Consider the following 21,106-nt stretch of genomic DNA (forward strand, 5'->3'; position numbering starts at 1 on the left):
TAACCTAAATTATGTAGGTTTGTTTCAAATGGAGGTGTATGGAAAAGTGAAAGTAAGAAAGGCGGTTATTCCCGCAGCTGGCCTTGGAACTAGACTGCTGCCATTAACGAAGGCCTTGCCTAAAGAAATGCTGCCTATAATTGATAAACCAACAATTCAGTATATTATTGAAGAAGCAGTTGAGGCAGGAATAAATGACATCATAATTGTAACAGGGAAAGAGAAAAAAGCGATTGAGGATCATTTTGATTCTTCTTTTTTATTAGAACAAACATTAAATAAAAAAGGAAAGCTAGAGGAACTGCAGGAAATAAAAAAGATTTCACAGTTAGCCAATATTCATTATATCCGACAAAGTGAGCCTAATGGATTAGGACATGCAATTTGGTGTGCAAGAAAGTTTGTTGGAAACGAACCTTTTGCTGTTTTACTGGGAGATACTCTTGTGGAAGAAAAAAAGTCCTGTCTTAAGGATATGATGGGGGTTTTTGAAAGCTGCCATAATTCAATAATAGGAATTAAGCATGTTGAAGAAGCAGACGTGCATAAGTACGGTATTGTGGACGTAGAAAAGGGGAAAGGACCAGTTTATAATATTCTCAGTTTAATTGAAAAGCCTGCCAGAGAACATGCACCATCCGATTTGGCTATTTTTGGAAGGTATATTCTTACTCCCAAGATTTTTGAGCTGCTAGATAAGCAAGAACCTGGGGTTGGAAATGAAATCCAGCTAACTGATGCAATTTCTGCTCTTCTTAATTATGAATCAGTCTATGCTCATGTATTTAATGGCAAGAGTTATGATATTGGCGATAAACTTGGATACCTGAAAACTGTAATTGAATTTGCATTACAACGTGAAGATCTTGAAAAGGAAGTTCTCCATTTTCTAGCTGATATTGTCAGGAAGAATAGCTTGCTCTCATAATACAAGAAACACCGCCTAAATTTCGGAGCGGTGTTTTTATTTTTAGAAATGTTAATATAGTAAATCAAAATTTAGCCTATAAAACCATGGCTTTTATCTAGATCTTTTAATTAGAATTTTTTTAAGGTTTTGTCTAAAAAATTCTCAACTTCCTTAAGGTTGTAACCGGGTGAATTTCCGATTTTTTCATTAAACTTTTTAACAAGCGGCTTCGGATTAGTCAGCATATCCTCAAAATAAACATCAATGATGTTTTCAGATGGAATGCCATAGGTATGACGATAATGATAGAGATTTATCAAATATGGTGTTAATATTTGTGATGCATTTACAATTCCCTTACGATCCCGATTTGCCATTGAACGGACAGAAGCTTCAAATGGCCGATGAATAAAAACATAAGTAATGTCTGCCACTTCTTCTAACAATGGCTTCCAAACTTCAAAAGTTAATAATATCCTGGGATCTTTTAATCCCCAAACAGGTTTTACGTTATCAGCAATAAAGCTCTGTATTTTAGATATTGTGAAGTTTGAAGCTCCGATTATTTTATTGCTGGGCGGATTATTCCATGAAGCTTTGGCAGCTTGAAGGATTTCCTGATTGATTGCTACAAAGTCCATATTTTCAAAATGGCCCTTGGGGTTAAAAGGGGAGGCTGTTAGGAGCTTAGTTCCCATGTGAATTCCTAATAAGTGCATCACCCCAGCAGTTGCACTAGAGCCAGAACGGTGAAGGCATAAAACCAGAAAAAGACTGCTTTTTTTCCCCATGCTTAACACTCCTTTGCATTATGGTTTGCCAATTAGTGAAAGCATTTGCTCTATACGGTGCTGAAAGGTGTGTTCTTGTAATACTCGGCTTCTGGCTTTATTAGCGATAGCGTCTCGTTCTTTGTCAGCTTTCATATAATAATGAACTTTCTCAATAAGTTCTTGCATATTTCTAAAAGCAATTATTTCTTTATTTTCAATAAAATGTTTGGGTAAATCTTCTCTAAACTCTATAAGCTGAAATGCTGAACAAGCTGCCACATCAAATGTACGATTATTAATGCTTTTTCCTGTAATACCCAGCTTGTTTTTATTTTGCCGCAAATTTGAGGGGCGATGAGAATTAAGCACTATTTTTGCCCCATTATAATAGTCTGCTGCTATTTGAGGCTCTACCCATCCTTCATCTATGTTTAAGTTACTATATTTCCGATAACTCCGTAAATAACGGCTCCAATTTCCAACCACACGAACTTTGTAAGATGTTTTTTCAAGTATGAATTCCAGCAGATGTATACGATCAGGATATGGGTAACCAACAAAGCAAATATCACTTTTGAATTCTTCTGGAACCTTTTTGGGATAAAAAACATCAGGGTTTGCAGCCAGCGGTAAATGGTAAGCTCTGCTATGACCCTTTTTTTCATAAAACTCAAGCGCTGCCGTGTCGATAGTAAATAAATAATCAAAATCGTTCATAAGGCCAATGGAGCGATCGATATTATAGGGATCTTCTGTCAGCCAAATCGAAGTTTTAATCCCATATTGTTTGAGGATTTCCAACATCATTTTTGTCATTTTGTACCCAACTAGTGTTAAAGCAAGATCAGGTTTAAATGTCTGTAAAATCGATTCCAGTTCTTTTACACCCTGATTAAAATAATAAAAAGACACTTTATGCTCTTTAATTAATTCAGCTTGTATCCATGATTCAAACCAATCATAAATTCCTTTATATCCTGAAGTTATAAAAAGGATTCTCATATATAATCACCCAAATCTAATTGAAATAAAAAAATGCATTTTCTTTCAGAATTAAAATAAAATGAAGTGCACTCCCGCTGTATCGGCATCGTTTTTAGTTATGGAACTTTAATTCTGCTTTTAATATATGTCAAAAAGCAATCATTGTGAGAATAGGTGCATTCAGTGCCATTAAAGGCCAAAGATTGAAGCAGTAAATAGAAAATCCTGCAGGGGGTTAACATTATATAGTAGTGTGTAAGGCATTAATCTTACAAAAAAATGAAAAATAGACAGAAACCTATCGGCACTAGTCCATTCCTTTTATAGATTTAGACATATATATAAGTAAGTCAAAAATTTAAGTCAATTACTATTTTCGGTATTGCACTTAAAGTTATAGTTGACAAAAACTTATAAGGAGTGGAATTTATGAAAAACAATACTGGCCATGGCTGTGGCTGCAATGATCATAAAGCGTGCCCGCCAATGCCGGCAAGCCACGAAGTAAAATCAAAAAGCACAGGCTGTGATATTGACACGTTTCTAATTGGAGGAACTGAAGAAACTGTTGTTTTGGCAGATGTGACAGTAGAAACATTGGTAGAAGCAGATATTCATTTGCCTACTTTTGCGACTGATATTAAAAATATCAGAAAGAATGTTCATTTAACACAATGTAAGGCTACACCGGATTTTTCTGATCCTTTTAGAGTGAAACTATTCGTAGAAGGGTTTGTGCACAAAAATATTCAATTTGTTGACGGTGGAAGCTGCGTCAGGGATTTTAGTGTGAATGTACCTTTTAGATGTTTTGACTTTGTTGACCTTATTAACCCTGTAGCCTTTCCTTTCGAGGATCCATTCAGCAGCAAAGACAGCGGCAATTTAGAAATCAGGGAGATTTCAAAAGATGGAATGAGTGCAGATCGCTGTAATTTCGGATCCATCACTTTTGAAATCAATAATGAGCCGATTAAATGCAAATTGCTTGCCTCTCAAGTAGATCAGTGGGATATTCTGAGTGATTTTGATAACTGGGGACGTTTCAATAAAATTACTGAAAAAATGAATGTTGTACTTTTCCTTAAATTGTCACAAAAACAGCAAGTTGCAGAACCTTCTCCAAATGGCTCAACAGGCGCAGAGACTATGGCCGCAAAATTTAAAAAAATTACTCGCCGCAGATAAATGCGGAAAAGGGTGCCTTATTTTTAGGCACCCTTATATTAATAAATTATTTATTTACTAAATTAAGATCCACATACTGTTTCTGCAGTAAATCAATTTCCAGAATAGCTCTTCCCTGAATATAGATTTCTGGTTTTTCATTCTCTAGAATGTCATTGTGCCATACAAAATGAATACTTTGTAATTGGGCTTCTATTTTCTCTGAAAAATACTGAGCGGCTTCATAATGTGAACTTATCCCCTGATCGTCATCTGTCTTAAAGGTATATTCCTTCTGGAAGCCCGCTATTGGCATTACTGGAGGATAAAGCCAATCTGCATCTGCCGTTTTATCCCACTTTACAGGTATTTTCATTGTATGAAGAGAACCTCCTATAGCATTATCTACATATTCAAGATCCGCTATAAGTGTCCCTTTTAAAAATATTACACTGGAAGGGAGAATAACATTCGTTTCCAGTGTTTGAATGGACCATTCCAATTTAGTGATGTTCTTAATTGGCAAATGGATAGGGAAAGCATCAAAAATGTCTATTTCAATGTTCAGCTTTTCCACAAGAACGGGTACTTTTACGGTTGGCATAATGACTTTTGGGAAGCATTTCTTAATGTGTGCTGTATGGGATGAATTTTCTTCGCCCGTTTCATCAGGACAGAGTTTCCGATCAAAAACATCCTCAAGAGAAGAGGATTCGCAGGCGCTTTCTATAACTTCTGATGATGATTCTTCATAATCCTCATAACAGGATTCTGGGTGAGAGGATGATTCTTCAAGATTCAAAAAGGATTTTTCACGTGAAGATGACTCTTCCTCACTTATACCCAGAAATTCTGCATTCTTTGATTCCTCTAAATTTGAATAACATGAACTATCCTGACAATCGGACTCAAGCTCGCATGAAGGCAGCTCAATATCTGTTAAAGCCAGGTCCTCAATCGCTGAAGATGTTTCTTCATTTTCAGAATTAAGAATGTGAGAAAAACTTTCAAGCAAATATGAGACCTTTTGGAGATTTTCATCAGATTCTGCAATCATATTTTCGTTCTTGTTTTTTGATTCATGGGCTTCTTGGAGAAGACTCGAAAATATTTCTTGTATTTTTAAATTTGGTTCTATATCGTCATATCCCTGAAATCCTTGAAAATCATTATTTTCAGGATGTGAATCCTCTAATATTGAATAGGCTTTTTCCAATAAGGATGAAAATTCGCCTTTATATGGAGCCAAGTCATAATCTTCTGGAAGTCCGGATTCATCAGTCTCAAGATACACTTCATCCTGTGATATGTGCAGGTCTTTTTCATCTGGCTGAAAGCTGACTAAAGATGATGATTCTTCATTAGCACTAAGGGTATTTACATGATTTATTTCTTTTGCAGCAGATGATTCCTCATCAACCATTAGATAAGTGTCAAGAGAGTCATTTTTCTCTGCAGAGGATTCTTGTTCTGAATGCAAATCTGACATCATTGAAAAAACTTCATCCTGCTGCGAAGGGGGATGATTATATAGAGATCGAAGTACTTCCTCAGAGGAGGATTCATAGAGCATTGAGTAAAATTTTTCCACAAGGGGAAGTTCCTCCTCTGTAGGAGCAGCTAAATAATCCTGCGACTCTGATTCCGCACCGCTGGTTAGTTTATTTTCAAAAAAAGATAATCTTTCAATGGCAGTATCTGAACTCTCCGATCTTCCAGTTTCTTTTCCTTGCAGCATCAAAAGAAATTCTTGCTCCAGTAATGAACTTTTATTAAGTTCATTACTATTTCCATTACTTTTATCAGCCATAAATTCGCCAGAATAAGGATGCGATTCCTCAATGGAGGGAGAATTCTCCTTTGAACTTTCATCATGAAAAAACTGATGGTCATTCAGCATTGAAAAAACTTCCTCAACTCCTTCAGAAGCAGTCATATCCTTTAAATAGAAGTGAGTCCTTCCGGCAGCTTTTTTTTCAGGGAATGCTGGAGACCAGGAAAGCATTGGAGAGAATGGAGTAAGCATGAAAGAGTCTCTTCCCTTATTATCTATCCGGGATTTGTCTGATGAGTTCTTTTTCTCTCCAATTTTTTGGCTCTTCTTTTCCTTAATAATTTCTTTATTTTTTGGAACTTTATTTTTGTTTGTTTCTCTTGAAGCTCTCGGTCTTCGAATTAACTGCTGTGCTTCTATCTTTGGCGGCGGCAATATGAAAGGTTTAGATCCGCTTTTGCTTGATGAATTCCCTGGAGCAGCTGGCTGCTCCCTGGTTTTCATCTCCTGGTTATTCAGTTGGCCCTTGATTTCCTGATTATTTACCTGATCCTTCTGCGAAAAAAAGAGAGGATCGGGCTTATTGTTGCGTTCTTCTATTGAAGGAGTTCTTTCATGGAAGCCATAAATACGGTTATAAGCATCATTCATATTATTCATATCAAATGGAAGATATTGGTATATAAACCATTCTCTCCAATCCCCTCCTTACTTTGAGATTCCTGTAAGAATCTTAATCACAGCAGTCGCAGCAATCATCATTGGTTGTTGAAGCTACACGTATCTGTTGTTTTTGGAGTACTTTAAGGTCAATATCAAGAACCATTTTTTCTTCTACTTTTGTAAAAAATCCCTCTCCAAGTGGAGATGAGGTTGGCAGCGGCTCCCGATCAATTGCTTCATCCCATTCAATAATCTTACTCGAAATTAACTCACAGAAAGGCAATTCATTATAAAATTGCTTGCTTTCCTGGTGGAATTGGGAAAGATCATTTGACTGCAATTCATCTTTTTCCGGGAAGCCTGATGGAAGAGGCTGTGAAACCAGGAAATCAAATTCATTGCGTTTATTTGTCTTAGGCATAACAGGACAGGTTAGAAACTTCTTAATCTCTGTTGTGCACTGAAATGGAATATCTGTCGTGAAAGAATGAATATCGGAAGAAACAGATTTCGAAGTGCTTGGTTCAATCTCCGGACTCGGACTTGCATATTGAATATTTTTCCTTACAAAACCTTTTATAAATAACTTGTTTGTAGGGAGCAGCAATCTGCATTGAGTTAACTTTACATGTTTTTTGATATCTTTAATTTCCAGCACTGGTTCTGGGAAGGTAATAACCGCATCCACATTTATTTGAAGTGTAAGTTCAGCTAGGACAACTGGAACCTTTGCAACTATTTTTCCAATAGATACTTGCGGATGGTGGTTTTCATGACTTTCACAATTACAATGAGTAGTTTTTACTTGGCATTCATGGTTTTTATGATCTTTATGTTTATCTGACATTTGGGATCCTCCTAAAATCAAGATATTGCATCCTATGCATGATAAACGTCCATGTTTGGGCGGTTGCCCATGGGCATTTGCGGAAATGGAGGTACCACTCCCTAAAAAATAGGAAAAAATAAAGTGTGAAGGCACTATGTATTTTTATTTTTGTCAATTTCATAACTATTGAATATATTATTTTGAAAGAAAAAGGCAATACCCCGATTCCAAAAGAATCAAGATATCGCCTGGGAGAATCCTATTGCCACTCGCCAAAGTTGGAGGGATTCTTAATTGATTTATTAATCAACCATCACTCGGACCTGCTGATTTTGCAGAACCTTAACAGTAAACTCTAAGAACATCTTTTCCACTATAGTTGTAAATGTGCCTTCTTTTAATGGTCCAGAGCCAGGTAGGGGTTCTCTGTCAATTGCTTCATCCCATTCAGTGATTCTGCTTGAAATTAATTCGCAGAAAGGAAGCTGATTGAAAAATTGCGTACTTACTTGATGAAATTGGGATAAATCATTTGAAAGAAATTCGTCTTTTTCAGGGAATCCCTTGCCTAATTCTTGAGCTCTAAAGAAATCAAATTCTTCTCGTGTGTTTTGGATTGGCAGCTGAGGCGGTGTGAATGGTGAGACAAAATCTGCTGCTGGAATCCTGGTCACACATTCAAAAGGCACATCAACTGTTAAAGATCTAATTTCTGATGAAACGCAGGAGCTGGAAGTGTTTGGACATGGAGTTGCAAATTGTATATTTTTGCGTACAAATCCTTTTAGGAATAGATTTAGATCACGCTGCGGGAACAGATTCGGTGAACCAGCTGGGATTGATGGCAGCAGAAGGCGGCATTGAACGATCTTTAACGTCTTTTTAATATCCTTAATTTCCAGCACAGGTTCTGGAAAATGAATATTCGCTACGAGGCTGGTACTTACCAATCTTTCAGCCAAAACGACTGGTACTCTTATAATTCTGCGTCCTGCAGGTGTAGTTGGCGGTCCCCCGGTAGAAACACTTTCACATTGTTCTACAGAAGCAGAAACATTTAAATCAATACAATTTTTATTCTTATCCATTCTTTATTTTCCTCCCTTTGATTTTAGGTTCATGTTATCCTATGCGTTTCCATGGTTATTTGCAGTAGTACAAACGTGGAAATTTGGCCAATTTTTCTATATTAGTCTAAAAAAAATTATAAAAGTACGGGCACAATTGGACTCCTATCACGCATAGGATTCAGAAGGAGGAGTGAGGAATCTATGGAAAATCAAAATTTTCTTGCTGTAGATATTGGAAACAGCTGGTATAAAGCTTTAGCATCAGACAATGGAATTCTTTCAGAATATCAGCTGCCAAATGCTATTGCTCTGTTTGATGAAGAATTTTACGAAAAGCCATATGATGATGAGGATATCATGCTGGAAGAGAACCTTATTGTCGAAGTCAAAAGCACGGCTGTGATTGATAAAAGAGAAATTTTCTATATTGGCAAAGGAGCTGCCAGACAAAGAGATGTTAGTTTAACTGCATTTAACAACCAAAAAGCCGATGAAGACAGAACCTATTTGCTGTTGTTTGGTTTGGCAGCCTATCATGCATTGCTTCAGTTTCCTGAAGAAACAGAAATACAGTACACTATTGACCAATTAGCTGTATCACTTCCAACAACTCAGTATAAAGAAAGAAAAACACGATTAAAAGATAAGCTGGCAGGTACCCATACAGTCATTTTTCATAAAGTGCCCGGAGTGTTAGAACCTAAAGAATTAGAAGTTAAATTAGAAATTAAAGATATCATTGTTGGGGCTGAAGGAGCCTGTGCATACCTGGCGTTAACAAGAGATCATGAGACTCTCGAAGTAAAGAATGAAGAACTGGTTAAAGAATCAATTAAAGGAATCATAATTGGGGATCTCGGTGGAGACTCTGTGGATTTTGTGGGAATTAAAAATAATAGGCCTGTTGCATCTGTAGAGGGAGAACCATTCGGGATCAACCAATTTATTGATAATATTATCCAAAGAGTAAGCAAAAAGGAAATGTTCCGATTTGATTCAAGAGCTGAATTGGAGGAAAAATTGGCTGCGGGACAATCAGAATGGTATGTTGAACCATTTGCTGGTGTAAGAAAGGATATTAGCAAATATATTATCCCTCAGTTAAAATCAATGGCTATTAAATATCTTGAGCATTTTGATCGTGTGAGAAGCAGTACAACTGAAATCAAAGGAGCCGTCCGCTATATTGCAGTAGGTGGAGCAGCGAAATTGGCACGGAAGCAAATCCAGGAAGCAGCAGTAAGGTGGAATGAAAGGGGCCGGCCAATTGAGCTAATGTTCCCGCAAGACATGGAAAAGTTAAATGTTCAGGGTTTAATGATTTTAGCTAAAATGAATCAGTTAAAGAAAGTACAAGAAAATCACGCAATTTCCACTAAAGGTTAGGGATGATGGAAATGTTCAGGACATATACAGACTATGTTAATAAGACTGCTCTTACTCTTCCTGACAAATTCATTGATGTGAGAACCGGTGAATCCATTGAGGTATTACCTAAGGTTCTGGAACAAATTGAATATCATTCAAACAATAGTACTCTTATCCACTTGGTATTAACAGCTCTAAATAGCTATTTGCATCCAAAGAGTATAAGCAGCGGCAACAGTTTACTCCTTGAAGAAATAAGAGAAATTAAAAGAATGATGCAAATGGGTTATCTTCCAAAAGGAAATGGTCAAATTGGAAATGGACTAACACAATTAAACGAAACATCTAACCTTGATTTGAATGAGGTAGAAGATGTATTAGAGGCATTTGGCGGCTAATTATTATTAGCTATGTAAAAAGGTGCACCGTTATAGAAGGTACACCTTTTTTACTCTTTCCCAGCATGCTGCTTTGTTCATGCTATAAACGCACAGCAGGCAAGCACGTAACAGCACAGAAACAGGAAAGATCAACATTAATACAGATACCAGTCCCCATTAGATCTGAGACATCCTCGCAGTCAATTTGATTGCATGGTGAACAAATACTCTTTTTGAATGGATCTTTTGAACATTTTCCGTGTTTAAAGGTTAATAATTCAAGTACGGCACATTTACCATCGAGATCTTTGATTTTGAAAATAAAAGATTCGATACATGCAAACTTCTTTTGCTTAGAATGGCTGAAGATGGTTACACCACTAGCTTTAAAAGGTTCAGCTTCTTCATTATAAAGAATGAAAGGAATTGCATTTTTCTTTGGCTTTTTAGAATCTCCCAAAAGCTCTTTTATAGATTCATTGCAAGATGTTTTACACTCATCATCACGCTTCGCTTTTTTCTGAGCGTTAAGAATGGCTGCTAAGACTTCCCTTACGCATACTTTATGATGTGTAGGGTGTTTGTGATGATCTTTTTTATCTTTATCATCTTTATCATCTTTATCATCTTTTTTACCCTTATCCTTCTCTTTTTTCTCCTTATCATGGCAGTCGTCACTGCTTTCTTCTTCCATGCAGTCCCTATGTTTATCGTCGTCATGGCAGCAGCTGCTTTCATCTTTATCTTCCTGATGACTATACTTAAACATCGATTCTCACTCCCTTTAAATAATTACTCAAAATTAGCATACGGTACACTGGTTGATTTTGAGTGAGAATCTCGCCTATTACTTGAGAAAAAATTTAAGAAAATAAACTATATTTATACTAAGGCACCCTATAGATTGAGCAGGAGTGCCAATAATATGCTTAATAAATATATGACTAAAGTACAAACATAAACACACAAAGAAAATGTGCCATGCTTCCCATCATAATGAAAATATGAAAAATCTCATGAAAACCCAAATGTTTGAACTCCAGGAATTTTGGTTTAATTGCATAAATCACTCCGCCGATCGTGTATAGGATGCCTCCAAGCAAAAGAAGCATTACTCCAGGATAGCTTAAAGACTCAGAAAGAGGCGAAAAAGCAAAGACAATAATCCATCCCATTGCAATGTATAAGGCTGTTGATAGCCAGCGGGGGCAGCTGAACCAGATCATTTTAAACAGAATCCCTGATAAAGCAACAGCAGAAACAATGGAAAACAGAACCCAGCCGGTCACACCATTTAAGGTAATAAGGCAAAAAGGTGTATAGGAACCTGCAATCAATACATAAATCATGGAATGATCAAGCTTTCTTAAAAAGGCAATGACTTTATCTTTGGCTATCACCATATGGTAGGTTGCTGATGCTGAATAGAGCAGCATCAAACTGATTCCAAAAATGGCAACAGCAGTAATGGCAAGCGGTGACGATGTTGTCAGTGAGGCTTTGATAACCATGGCAAGCAATCCGGCAAAGGATAAAATGGCCCCTGCCAAATGGGTCAGTCCATTAATGGGCTCCCGGATGTATGAATTCATAATATCTCCTCCTAATGTTCTCTTATGTAGTTTTTATAACTACTTAATATAATATATAAAACGATATCTAGTCAATGTTTACAACTTACGCGTTTTTAAGTAGAATTTATATAATAAGCTGAGGATTTGAGGGATAAATATGGAAATGGAAAAACTCATTGCGGATAATCAGATTCAATTGGAAGATATCCCGCAGATAGATTTATATATGGATCAAGTGATCCAGCTATTTGAAAATACTTTTGGCAGTACGACGAGAAACGAAGAGGAAAAAGTGCTTACTAAGACAATGATAAATAACTATGCAAAAGGGAAATTATTTTTTCCTGTCAAAAATAAAAAATATTCAAAGGAGCACCTTATTTTAATTGCTTTCATTTATCAGCTTAAAGGAGCTCTATCCATAAACGATATTAAAAGCCTGTTAAATGGCGTCAACACTCAAACAGCAGAAGGAAAGATGGATCTGGACCATTTTTATCAGCTTTACCTCGATTTAACTAAACTTAATGTCGATGCATTTAGGAATGATCTGGATAATCAGGCAGCCAGGGCAGCAGAGGAAGCAAAAGAGCTAAATAAAGATCAGCCAGATGAGCTTGAAAAAGTACTGCTGGCAGCTTCACTGGTTCACATGAGCAACTTATACCGAAAAGCTGCTGAACGCATTGTCGACGATGTAAAAAATGAAGCGGATCAAAAATAGGAAGGCGGGAACCGCCATCAATAAAAAGCCAAAACGAAAACCAGGGCTGATGCGGGAAATTATGTCCGAATTCCTGGATTCCATTGTGATCTCATTACTGTTTCGGATCCTACTGTGGATTCCGAGGGTGATTTTCAGCTTCTTTAAAAATTTGTTTTAATAATAAGCAATTGGTTCGGACAGGAGAAAACGACATGACGCTCATAGAGTCCGATCCAGTTTCGTCTTCGGACAGAAAAAGGGAAAACTCCCGAGCCAGAGTCCGAACCCGTCTTGACTTCGGACAGAAAAAGGAAAAACTCCCGTGGCAGAGTCCGAACCTGCCTTGACTTCGGACAGAAAAAGGAGAAACTCCCGAGCCAGAGTCCGAACCTGCTACGACTTCGGACAGAAAAAGGAGAACTCCCCGTGGCAGAGTCCGAACCTGCCTTGACTTCGGACAGAAAAAGGAGAACTCCCCGTGGCAGAGTCCGAACCTGCTACGACTTCGGACAGAAAAAGGGAAAATTCCCGTGGGAGAGTCCGAACCTGCTACGACTTCGGACAGAAAAAGGAGAAATCCCCGTACCAGAGTCCGAAGCTGCTATGACTTCGGACAGAAAAAGGAGAAACTCCCGAGCCAGAGTCCGAACCTGCTACGACTTCGGACAGAAAAAGTAGAAATCCCCTAGCCAGAGTCCGAAGCTGCTATGACTTCGGACAGAAAAAGGAGAAACTCCCGAGCCAGAGTCCGAACCTGCTATGACTTCAGGCAGAAAAAGGAGAATCCCCGTACCAGAGTCCGAACCTGCTACGACTTCGGACAGAAAAAGGAGAACTCCCCGTGGCAGAGTCCGAACCTGCTACGACTTCGGACAGAAAAAGGAGAAATCCCCGTACCAGAGTCCGAACCTGCTATGACTTCGGACAGAAAAAGGAGAAACTCCCGAGCCAGAGTCCGAACCTGCTACGACTTCGGACAGAAAAAGTAGAAATCCCCGTACCAGAGTCCGAACCTGCTATGACTTCGGACAGAAAAAGGAGAAACTCCCGAGCCAGAGTCCGAACCTGCTACGACTTCGGACAGAAAAAGGAGAACTCCCCGTGGCAGAGTCCGAACCTGCTACGACTTCGGACAGATAAAGGAAAACTCCCGTGGCAGAGTCCGAAGCTGCTATGACTTCAGGCAGAAAAAGGAGAATCCCCGTACCAGAGTCCGAACCTGCTACGACTTCGGACAGAAAAAGGGAAAACTCCCGTGGGAGAGTCCGAACCTGCTATGACTTCGGACAGATAAGGGAAAATCCCCATACCAGAGTCCGAACCTGCTATGACATCGGACAGAAAAAGGAGAAATCCCCGAGCCAGAGTCCGAACCAGTCCCGGCTTCGCACAATAACCCAAAACAAAACCCGGGCAGCAAAAGGCCCGGGTTCATCTTTTATAGGAATATGAAGTATATAACCCCTGCAAGTACAATTCTGTAAATGGCAAAAGGAATAAGTTTAACTTTATTGATCATCTTCAAAAAGAAGCGGATTGAAATCAATGCAAAAACAAATGCACTGATGAAGCCTGCAATAAAGAATGGAAGCGCATCGACTGAAAAGTACTCGAGATTTTTTATTAATGATAGAAAACTCGCGCCAGCCATGATGGGCACAGCCATGATAAAAGTAAAATCAGCTGCAGCACGGTGCGACAGGCCAAGCAGCACGCCGCCTGAAATGGTTGAACCTGAACGTGAGAAACCTGGCCAAAGTGAGAAGCACTGAATCAATCCAATAGATAAAGCCTGTTTGTAGGTGATTTGATCAACAGAAACTGTTTTCGGGCTTTTGCCTCCAAAAATATCGGCAAAAATCATCAGAAATGCACCAATTACCAAACCAATCAGTACCGTCTCAGTTGAAAACAGGTGTTCATCAATATAATCCTCAAACAACACTCCAAGAACCCCGGCAGGAATTAACCCGACAATCACTTGAGACAATTTCAGACGGCTTTGTTTTTCTTCAGTGTTTTTGCTCCTTCCCCCAAGACCGAGCATTTCAATGAACCGTTCTTTAAAAATAATCACAACCGCTAAAATGGAACCGAGCTGAATGACGACTTTAAATGTATTAGCTTCATATTTTGACAAAAACTCTTTTGTATTGAGCCACATGTCATCCACAATAATCATATGTCCTGTAGAGGACACAGGAGCAAACTCCGTCATTCCTTCAACAAATCCCAAAATAATTGCTTTTAGTATCATAATAAAATCCATCTTCTAATTAATTCTCCTTTTATTCCATCTGATGCAACTAAACTCCATTTAATGATTATAAACCATTTAAGACAGATAGGAACAATTTTTTACAAAGTAATAAAGATGTAAAGTGCCTATTAATTAGCTGAAACGTGCTTTATGCGTCTGCATGATTGACATACCAGGCGATTATGGCATTATAAAAGCCGTTCAAGGTAATAAATCTTCTATTCTTTTATCAACAAAAAGTTCGATCACTAATTCACAAACTCTTCACAGAATTTCAAAGTCTTGTGAGAAAAATCACCAAATTCAGTCCAAATTTACCATATGATAAAAGCAGATAAACCAATCGATTATAAGGAGGAAATCAAGATGAAAAAAGGAGTAAAATATCTGCTTGCTTCGGCTATAGGCATTGGTTTAATAACGGGATGCAGCCAGGGGGCAGCACCGGAAAATTCCCTTCAGCCTGAGGAAAAGGTTCTGGCGGCAGAAACAGCTCAGCCCGAGGCAATCGCTCCGCATAAAGACTTAAATCAGGAACCCATTCCATTGAAAATTGAAAGAGTCGGGGAGAATGAAGTAAATGTGGAAATGACTTCCCAAATCACGGATATTGAAATCGACAAAGGAAAATTCTATAAAGCATGGACGTTTAATGGTGAAGCACCAGGCCCTGTAGTTGTCGTCAATGAAGGGGACACAATCAATTTCACCTTAAAAAACATGGATCCGGCAATACCTCACAGCATGGACTTTCACGCTGTACACGCAGCTCCTTCAAAAGACTTCTCCAACGTTCAGCCAGATGAAACAGGAACATTCAGTTATCCTGCAAATAAACCAGGCGTGTTTATGTATCATTGCGGAACTTCACCGGTTTTATCACATATAGCAAATGGCATGCACGGAACTATAATTGTAAAGCCTAAAGACGGCTATCCGACTGATAAAGAGATTGATAGAGAATATACAATTATTCAAAACGAATGGTATAAGTACAACGATCTGGAGGATTTTACAAACGGAGTTCCCAGTCATGTGGTTTTCTCCACAAAAGCTTTAAAAGAAGGAGATCCTAATACAAATGGGGATACGTTCACACTTAAGGATAAACCGCTTCTTGCTAAAGTAGGGGATAAAGTGAGGATATATGTAAATAATGTAGGGCCAAATGAAGTAAGCTCTTTCCATGTGGTTGGCACTGTGTTTGATGACGTATACATTGATGGCAACCCTTATAACCGCTATAAAGGTCTCCAAACGGTCATGCTCCCGGCAAGCGGAGGTGCAGTAGTGGAATTTACAGTTACCAAGGCAGGCAGCTATCCAATTGTTACTCATCAATTTAACCATGCACAAAAAGGAGCCGTCGCCATCCTGAAGGTAACTGAGACCGGAGAAGACGACGGCAAGGCTACAATGAGCCATTAAATATAAATAAAAACTCAACTTAAAATAAATTATACAAGATACAAATTAAAAATGGAATCCTTTTTCTGGCGGTCTATTTAGAATTGATAGGCTGCCAGAATGCAAATTTCCGGGCAGGTGACGCTGAGTGTATAAAAAAATCGGATGGTTACTATTATTTTTCAGTTTGATCCTGGCCGGAAAAGCTTCGGCCCAGGAACTGACTGCAGCCTCATCAAAAGAGCTGAAAGAGGCCTTGTCAGACCCCAAGGTATCAATCATAAAATTACAATCCGGAATTTATGAAGGGAATTTCCTTATAGAGAGAAAGGTTCACATTATTGGAGATAAAGGAACAAGAATAACGGGAACAGAAAAAGGCCATGTGCTTACGATTGCAGCAGATGATGTCATTGTGGAAAATCTGGAAGTGGAGGGAAGCGGATCACAGAATGCTGGAATATATGTGAAAGGAGACCGCACCTATCTTCATCATATAGCCCTGAGAAATGTATTTCACGGCATCTATGCAAGGAAATCCTATGGGCACAGGTTTGAAAATAACCTCATTACCAGTTTCCATGGCATGAATCGGCACAAAGGCTTTGGCATTTATTTAGTTGAAGCTCCTAATACTGCAGTAAAGGATAATTACTTCTATCACACACAGGATGGAGTTTATGTGTCCTATTCAGATTTTTGCGAAGTCACAGGGAACTTCATGTTTAAAGCACGGTATGGCGTGCATACGATGGATTCGCGCAATGTATTAATAGCAGACAATCAGGTAACCGAAAGCATTAACGGCCTTATGATCATGCAAAGCTATGAAGTTTTTATACTTGAAAACTACTTCTTTAGTAATACAGAGATTGACGGAGCAGGAATTTTTATTTATGACACATTCGATTCCAAAATATCTTCCAACATTGTAAAAGGCAATTTCAGGGGGATTATTCTTGAAAATGCACAAAGGAACAGACTTGAATTTAACAATGTTCTGCAAAATGATACCGGCCTGGAAATTGGAAAGAATTCAAATGATAACACCATTTATTTAAATAATTTTTCAGGGAATACAAGGCAAGTCATCTCGGAAAAAGATAACAGGAATCTATTCAGTAAAGACAATTATGGAAACTATTTTGATGATCATCATTTATTAAATTTGGATAATGACCATAAAGTGGACTTTGCCTATAAAAGCGGAGATGTTTTTTATCAGATGGCAGATGAAGAGCCGTTATTGCAGGTCTTTTATCAAAGTCCAGCCGTAGAGCTGTGGAATATGATTGAACAATACACTCCGATTCCATCAGACGCATTTATCATAGATGAATCACCACTTGCTGAACCTGCGCCTGTGAAACAGAAAAAATATATTTCAGAAAAAAATCATATCTATCATAGCCATGAATTTCCTTTAATCCTATTCTTTTTCCTGATCACTTTGGCAAGTTTGCTTATATTGAATTTTGGGAGGAAGCACAATGAAATATAGAACGATTCTCCTAATAGCAATTCTGATGATATTGTTAAGTGCCTGCGCGTCATCAGCTTCGGAACCGGCAGAAATTATACAGAATAAGGATAGCTGTGATAACTGCAATATGGGTATTGCAGAGCTGGAATCAGCAGCACAGCTCATTTTGAAAAGCGGTGAGCCTGTTTTGTTCGATGATATCGGCTGCATGACTCAATATATACAGACTGGGAATCCTGAATTTGATGCTGCCTTTGTACATGATTACCTCAGCAGCGAATGGATATCGCTTGAAGCAAGCACTTTTATACAGAACGGCAATATAGAAAGTCCCATGAGCTATGGGATTGCTGCTTTTGAATCATTGGAAAAAGCCGAGGAATATCAGAAAAAACACGGAGGTACAGCGTATTCGATGGAAGAGCTTCTAAAAGCAGATATTACGAACTTTAAAAGTGATGGAATGAAACACAGCCATTAAAGCTTAAATATCCCTCAGCATGAGGAGGAATCCATATGAATCCCGAACTATTGTATTCTATGACTAAATATGAGCTTCGGCTGCTGTTAAGAAGCAGGTGGCTTTTAAATTTTATGATACTTTTTTTCTTTCTGGCAGGACTTCTTTACTTGTATGGTCTTCAATCTGTAAAATCAGATCCCGCTGAAGTTTCATATGGACTGGAAGGTGTGAATGACAATATTGAAACCATGGGTGTTAATCCTGAATATTACGGCCTCAAAGAAACAAAGCCGGAAGAGGGGCATACATCTGGATTTAGCCAGTCTGCATACAATCGTTCGATTGCTATGCTGATGAACCTTTCTCTATGGATGCTGCCGATCATTTGTATGATCCTTGGCGGCAGTTCCATTATTGCCGATAAAGAAAATGGAAGGTTATCCTTATACAAAACCTATCATGCTTCTGCAGGATTTTACCTGATCAGCAAATTCCTGTCTTTGGTTCTCTCATTATTCTTTGTAATTGGCCTATCATATGGTCTCTTCGGCTTCTTTTTCTCTTTGTCGGGCAGTTCCTTTGCAGCACATATTTATCAAGTATTTCTGCTGGTTAATATGCTTTTAATCCTTGTATTCTCAGCAGCCTCTTTACTGATTGGAGCTATTTCTAAATCAAGGATGCAAGGACTGTCAGCAGCTATTATTTTCTGGATCATTATTGTGTTTGTATATGAATTCATCATTTTTTCAGTTACCGGATGGATTCCTTATTCATTTAAGCAAATTAGTCTGTTCTTTTTAATCCTTCTAAACCCTGTGGAGTCCGTTCGTGTATGGTCTATATCAAAACTGAATTCCGAATATGTATTTGGTCCGGAATACTTAATGATCGAGAAGTGGGGGACAAATGGATCTCTCACACTTGCCCTGACATTATCCATTATCCTCATTATTCTTATAACTATCATATCATCAGCCCGGATTTTAACGAAGAGAGGTGTGTAAGATGATATTGGAATTGAAAGATTTATCCAAAGCATATAAAAAAAAGACAGCATTGGCACCGTTGAATCTCCATATTAATAAGGGAGATTGTATTGTCTTATGCGGGGGAAATGGAGCCGGAAAAAGTACGATGATTAAAATGCTTACAGGAGTTGAAAGACCGACCACAGGAAATGTGGTATTCCATTCGAAACAGCGAAAGCCATTTGCTTATATGCCTGACCAAATGATTTTCCCATCAGAACTTACACCTTACGAAATCCTTGATTATTACAGGCGATTTCTAAATAAAAATAAGGAATCGATCAAATGGGTATTAGAAAAAACAGGTTTGTGGAACGAGCGAAACCAAAAAGCTGGAGGATTCTCAAAAGGGATGTCCCAGCGGCTTAATCTTGCTCAGTGTCTGCTTGCGGAAACGGAAATCTATATACTCGATGAACCGACAGACGGATTGGACCCCTATTGGGTAATTCAGCTAAAGAAAATAATTAAGGAACTGAAAGAGGAGAATAAAACCATCATTGTCAGCAGTCATATTATGAGAGATGCCATGGAGATCGCAGACAAACTAATCATTTTATTTAATGGGAAATTAAAATTTTATGGAACACTAGATCAATTATATAAAGAATACAGATGCGCATCACTGGAGGAAGTATTTCTTTCGATTCATGAAAGTGAACATAAATCAGGGTGAATTTAAAAAGCGATTCCAATTGGGAACCGCTTTTTTATATGTATTCTATTGATTGTCTCCCGTATCTCCCCATGCATCTGACGGGATAATAAGCATGAAGCATCAAAGAAGTAAAAAATGCTAGTCCTTCTTCCCTCAAATAATTTGCTCAAGTTTATAATGGCAAATAGATTTATTTTATTGCAAAAGGTTCTGCCATTCGAAATGCTTATGATTTTAGATAAGCTTTCATTTACTTTATAATGAATGGATAATTATTCAAATTTGCAAGGCACAGTTTTTGCGTGTGCGAATTGGGTAAAAACAATTACAAAAGAATGGATATATAAAAATGGAGGAAACCAACTTTGTTTATTGCTATTTTGTTTTTTATGTTTATGTCCTTTTTCCTATCGGGAAGTGAAACGGCATTGACTGCTGTTAACAAAATGAAATTAAAATCCAGAGCTGATAACAACGATAAAAAGTCGCAAAGAATATTAGAGGTTGTTTCAAAACCTGATGAGATGATTACTTCTATTTTAATCGGCAATAATATTGCAAATATCATGCTGCCGACACTGGTTACCATCATTGCGCTTGATTACGGATTTAACGTGGGTGTGGCAACAGGTATTTTGACTGTAGCACTTATCTTATTTGCAGAAGTTCTGCCAAAATCAGTTGCGGCAAGCTTTGCCGACAAAATTGCCTACCTTGTGTTTCCGGTAATTCGAGTTCTCATGATTATCTTAAAGCCGGTAACTTTTTTAATATCCAAGTTCACGGGAGGCATCATTAAATTCCTTTCTAAAAATGAAGCAGATTCTGTATCTGTATCAAAAGAAGAGCTCATTACCATGGTTGATATCGCAACAAGCGAAGGGACTTTCCATGAAGAAGAAACACAACGAATTAAAGGGATCATAGATTTTTATAATTTAGATGTCAGCGACGCACTGAAAACCCCGCGAATGGACATTGAAGGCATTCCTTATGACGCGACGATAGAAGAGGCAAAGTATATTGTAATGGATAACCGTTTTACAAGGTATCCGGTATATAAAGACAATATGGATAATATTGTCGGAGTTTTTCATTCAAAGATATTGCTCGCCTGGTCCAGTCAGCCTGAGAAAACCTTAAAAGATTTTACTGACCTGGAGCCTTTGTTTGTATATGAATTTCATAGCATTGATAAGGTCTTCAAAATGATGATGAAAGAAAGGAAGCACCTTGCAATTGTTCTTGATGAATATGGCGGAACAAAAGGGATTATCACACATGAAGATATTCTTGAAGCCATGCTGGGGCAGGAAATTGAGGATGAAACGGATGAAGACAGCGAGATCCTTATTGATGAATTGACTGAAAACCATATTATTGTACACGCAAAACTTTCAATCCGCAGAATTAATGAGGCTTTTAAAACAAAAATCCCTGAAGATGAGGATATTCTTGCCGGTTTCTTATTGAAAGAACTAGGCCATTTTCCTGCAGTAGGGGAAACATTGGATTATCATCACCTGCATTTTGAAATAAAATCAATTGAAGACAACAGGCTAAAACTGGTCGAAATCAAGAAAAAGACCCCTTGAGCATTATTTCC

Annotated in this window: 19 protein-coding genes; 11 read left to right on the top strand and 8 right to left on the bottom strand. The window is 38.1% G+C overall.

Annotated elements, in window-relative coordinates; genetic code table 11:
- The first annotated feature begins 46 nt into the window (after positions 1-46).
- Positions 47-928, top strand: a complete 882-nt coding sequence (gene galU / locus QUF73_04445; GenBank protein ID MDM5225451.1) for a UTP--glucose-1-phosphate uridylyltransferase GalU — start codon at positions 47-49, stop codon at positions 926-928.
- A 110-nt stretch (positions 929-1,038) separates the two neighbouring features.
- Here the strand turns inward: galU and QUF73_04450 are convergent, their stop codons facing one another.
- Both QUF73_04450 and QUF73_04455 read right to left on the bottom strand, forming a co-directional pair.
- Positions 1,039-1,701, bottom strand: a complete 663-nt coding sequence (locus tag QUF73_04450) for a sulfotransferase family protein (GenBank protein MDM5225452.1) — start codon at positions 1,699-1,701, stop codon at positions 1,039-1,041.
- 18 nt (positions 1,702-1,719) lie between these two features.
- On the bottom strand, positions 1,720-2,685 hold the full coding sequence (locus QUF73_04455; protein ID MDM5225453.1) for a glycosyltransferase: 966 nt from the start codon (positions 2,683-2,685) through the stop codon (positions 1,720-1,722).
- A 411-nt stretch (positions 2,686-3,096) separates the two neighbouring features.
- Here QUF73_04455 and QUF73_04460 point away from each other — a divergent pair, with 411 nt between their 5' ends.
- Entirely contained in the window at positions 3,097-3,855 is a 759-nt protein-coding gene (locus QUF73_04460) for a hypothetical protein (GenBank protein ID MDM5225454.1), read from the top strand.
- Between the two features lie 46 nt (positions 3,856-3,901).
- Here the strand turns inward: QUF73_04460 and QUF73_04465 are convergent, their stop codons facing one another.
- The 3 genes from QUF73_04465 to QUF73_04475 all read right to left on the bottom strand — a co-directional run bounded on the left by QUF73_04465 (position 3,902) and on the right by QUF73_04475 (position 8,188).
- Entirely contained in the window at positions 3,902-6,259 is a 2,358-nt protein-coding gene (locus tag QUF73_04465) for a hypothetical protein (protein MDM5225455.1), read from the bottom strand.
- An 82-nt stretch (positions 6,260-6,341) separates the two neighbouring features.
- Positions 6,342-7,118, bottom strand: a complete 777-nt coding sequence (locus tag QUF73_04470; protein MDM5225456.1) for a DUF3794 domain-containing protein — start codon at positions 7,116-7,118, stop codon at positions 6,342-6,344.
- Positions 7,119-7,402: 284 nt separating this feature from the next.
- Positions 7,403-8,188 carry a DUF3794 domain-containing protein gene (locus tag QUF73_04475; GenBank protein MDM5225457.1) on the bottom strand — a complete coding sequence of 262 codons (786 nt, stop codon included), beginning with the start codon at positions 8,186-8,188 and terminating at the stop codon, positions 7,403-7,405.
- Positions 8,189-8,371: 183 nt separating this feature from the next.
- On the opposite strand from QUF73_04475, the gene QUF73_04480 reads away from it, so the two are divergent.
- Both QUF73_04480 and QUF73_04485 read left to right on the top strand, forming a co-directional pair.
- Positions 8,372-9,556: a ParM/StbA family protein gene (locus QUF73_04480; protein ID MDM5225458.1), complete on the top strand. Its 1,185-nt coding sequence runs from the start codon at positions 8,372-8,374 to the stop codon at positions 9,554-9,556.
- A gap of 11 nt (positions 9,557-9,567) precedes the next feature.
- Positions 9,568-9,936: a hypothetical protein gene (locus QUF73_04485; GenBank protein MDM5225459.1), complete on the top strand. Its 369-nt coding sequence runs from the start codon at positions 9,568-9,570 to the stop codon at positions 9,934-9,936.
- Positions 9,937-10,018: 82 nt separating this feature from the next.
- Here QUF73_04485 and QUF73_04490 read toward each other — a convergent pair whose 3' ends face one another.
- Both QUF73_04490 and QUF73_04495 read right to left on the bottom strand, forming a co-directional pair.
- The gene (locus QUF73_04490) at positions 10,019-10,687 is read right to left on the bottom strand and encodes a CotY/CotZ family spore coat protein (protein ID MDM5225460.1); all 669 of its coding nucleotides are present in this window, start codon (positions 10,685-10,687) and stop codon (positions 10,019-10,021) included.
- Positions 10,688-10,862: 175 nt separating this feature from the next.
- The gene (locus tag QUF73_04495) at positions 10,863-11,510 is read right to left on the bottom strand and encodes a hemolysin III family protein (protein ID MDM5225461.1); all 648 of its coding nucleotides are present in this window, start codon (positions 11,508-11,510) and stop codon (positions 10,863-10,865) included.
- 139 nt (positions 11,511-11,649) lie between these two features.
- On the opposite strand from QUF73_04495, the gene QUF73_04500 reads away from it, so the two are divergent.
- On the top strand, positions 11,650-12,216 hold the full coding sequence (locus QUF73_04500; GenBank protein MDM5225462.1) for a DUF1836 domain-containing protein: 567 nt from the start codon (positions 11,650-11,652) through the stop codon (positions 12,214-12,216).
- 1,420 nt (positions 12,217-13,636) lie between these two features.
- On the opposite strand, the gene QUF73_04505 is transcribed toward QUF73_04500, so the two are convergent.
- Positions 13,637-14,467 (bottom strand): undecaprenyl-diphosphate phosphatase, encoded by an 831-nt coding sequence (locus QUF73_04505; GenBank protein MDM5225463.1) that lies wholly within the window; start codon positions 14,465-14,467, stop codon positions 13,637-13,639.
- Positions 14,468-14,824: 357 nt separating this feature from the next.
- Here QUF73_04505 and QUF73_04510 point away from each other — a divergent pair, with 357 nt between their 5' ends.
- The 6 genes from QUF73_04510 to QUF73_04535 all read left to right on the top strand — a co-directional run bounded on the left by QUF73_04510 (position 14,825) and on the right by QUF73_04535 (position 21,095).
- Entirely contained in the window at positions 14,825-15,886 is a 1,062-nt protein-coding gene (locus QUF73_04510; GenBank protein MDM5225464.1) for a multicopper oxidase domain-containing protein, read from the top strand.
- 127 nt (positions 15,887-16,013) lie between these two features.
- The gene (locus tag QUF73_04515; protein MDM5225465.1) at positions 16,014-17,366 is read left to right on the top strand and encodes a NosD domain-containing protein; all 1,353 of its coding nucleotides are present in this window, start codon (positions 16,014-16,016) and stop codon (positions 17,364-17,366) included.
- Positions 17,356-17,829 (top strand): nitrous oxide reductase accessory protein NosL, encoded by a 474-nt coding sequence (locus QUF73_04520; GenBank protein MDM5225466.1) that lies wholly within the window; start codon positions 17,356-17,358, stop codon positions 17,827-17,829. The genes QUF73_04515 and QUF73_04520 overlap by 11 nt, the downstream gene beginning before the upstream one ends.
- A 35-nt stretch (positions 17,830-17,864) precedes the next feature.
- A complete protein-coding gene (locus tag QUF73_04525) occupies positions 17,865-18,818 on the top strand; it encodes an ABC transporter permease subunit (protein MDM5225467.1) in 954 nt (317 codons plus the stop codon).
- A gap of 1 nt (position 18,819) precedes the next feature.
- A complete protein-coding gene (locus QUF73_04530; protein MDM5225468.1) occupies positions 18,820-19,518 on the top strand; it encodes an ABC transporter ATP-binding protein in 699 nt (232 codons plus the stop codon).
- Positions 19,519-19,865: 347 nt separating this feature from the next.
- Positions 19,866-21,095: a CNNM domain-containing protein gene (locus tag QUF73_04535; GenBank protein MDM5225469.1), complete on the top strand. Its 1,230-nt coding sequence runs from the start codon at positions 19,866-19,868 to the stop codon at positions 21,093-21,095.
- Positions 21,096-21,106: the final 11 nt, after the last annotated feature.

The organism is Cytobacillus sp. NJ13 (assembly GCA_030348385.1).
Lineage (GTDB): Bacteria > Bacillota > Bacilli > Bacillales > Cytobacillaceae > Cytobacillus.

Bases quoted from the DNA above. Each gene is read 5' to 3' on its own strand.
- QUF73_04465 (MDM5225455.1), bottom strand. From the start codon at position 6,259: ATGAATGATGCTTATAACCGTATTTATGGCTTCCATGAAAGAACTCCT.
- QUF73_04530 (MDM5225468.1), top strand. From the start codon at position 18,820: ATGATATTGGAATTGAAAGATTTATCCAAAGCATATAAAAAAAAGACA.
- QUF73_04485 (MDM5225459.1), top strand. From the start codon at position 9,568: ATGTTCAGGACATATACAGACTATGTTAATAAGACTGCTCTTACTCTT.
- QUF73_04470 (MDM5225456.1), bottom strand. From the start codon at position 7,118: ATGTCAGATAAACATAAAGATCATAAAAACCATGAATGCCAAGTAAAA.
- QUF73_04520 (MDM5225466.1), top strand. From the start codon at position 17,356: ATGAAATATAGAACGATTCTCCTAATAGCAATTCTGATGATATTGTTA.
- QUF73_04495 (MDM5225461.1), bottom strand. From the start codon at position 11,510: ATGAATTCATACATCCGGGAGCCCATTAATGGACTGACCCATTTGGCA.
- QUF73_04450 (MDM5225452.1), bottom strand. From the start codon at position 1,701: ATGGGGAAAAAAAGCAGTCTTTTTCTGGTTTTATGCCTTCACCGTTCT.
- QUF73_04490 (MDM5225460.1), bottom strand. From the start codon at position 10,687: ATGTTTAAGTATAGTCATCAGGAAGATAAAGATGAAAGCAGCTGCTGC.
- QUF73_04500 (MDM5225462.1), top strand. From the start codon at position 11,650: ATGGAAATGGAAAAACTCATTGCGGATAATCAGATTCAATTGGAAGAT.
- QUF73_04460 (MDM5225454.1), top strand. From the start codon at position 3,097: ATGAAAAACAATACTGGCCATGGCTGTGGCTGCAATGATCATAAAGCG.
- QUF73_04525 (MDM5225467.1), top strand. From the start codon at position 17,865: ATGAATCCCGAACTATTGTATTCTATGACTAAATATGAGCTTCGGCTG.
- QUF73_04505 (MDM5225463.1), bottom strand. From the start codon at position 14,467: ATGGATTTTATTATGATACTAAAAGCAATTATTTTGGGATTTGTTGAA.
- QUF73_04455 (MDM5225453.1), bottom strand. From the start codon at position 2,685: ATGAGAATCCTTTTTATAACTTCAGGATATAAAGGAATTTATGATTGG.
- QUF73_04475 (MDM5225457.1), bottom strand. From the start codon at position 8,188: ATGGATAAGAATAAAAATTGTATTGATTTAAATGTTTCTGCTTCTGTA.
- QUF73_04510 (MDM5225464.1), top strand. From the start codon at position 14,825: ATGAAAAAAGGAGTAAAATATCTGCTTGCTTCGGCTATAGGCATTGGT.
- QUF73_04480 (MDM5225458.1), top strand. From the start codon at position 8,372: ATGGAAAATCAAAATTTTCTTGCTGTAGATATTGGAAACAGCTGGTAT.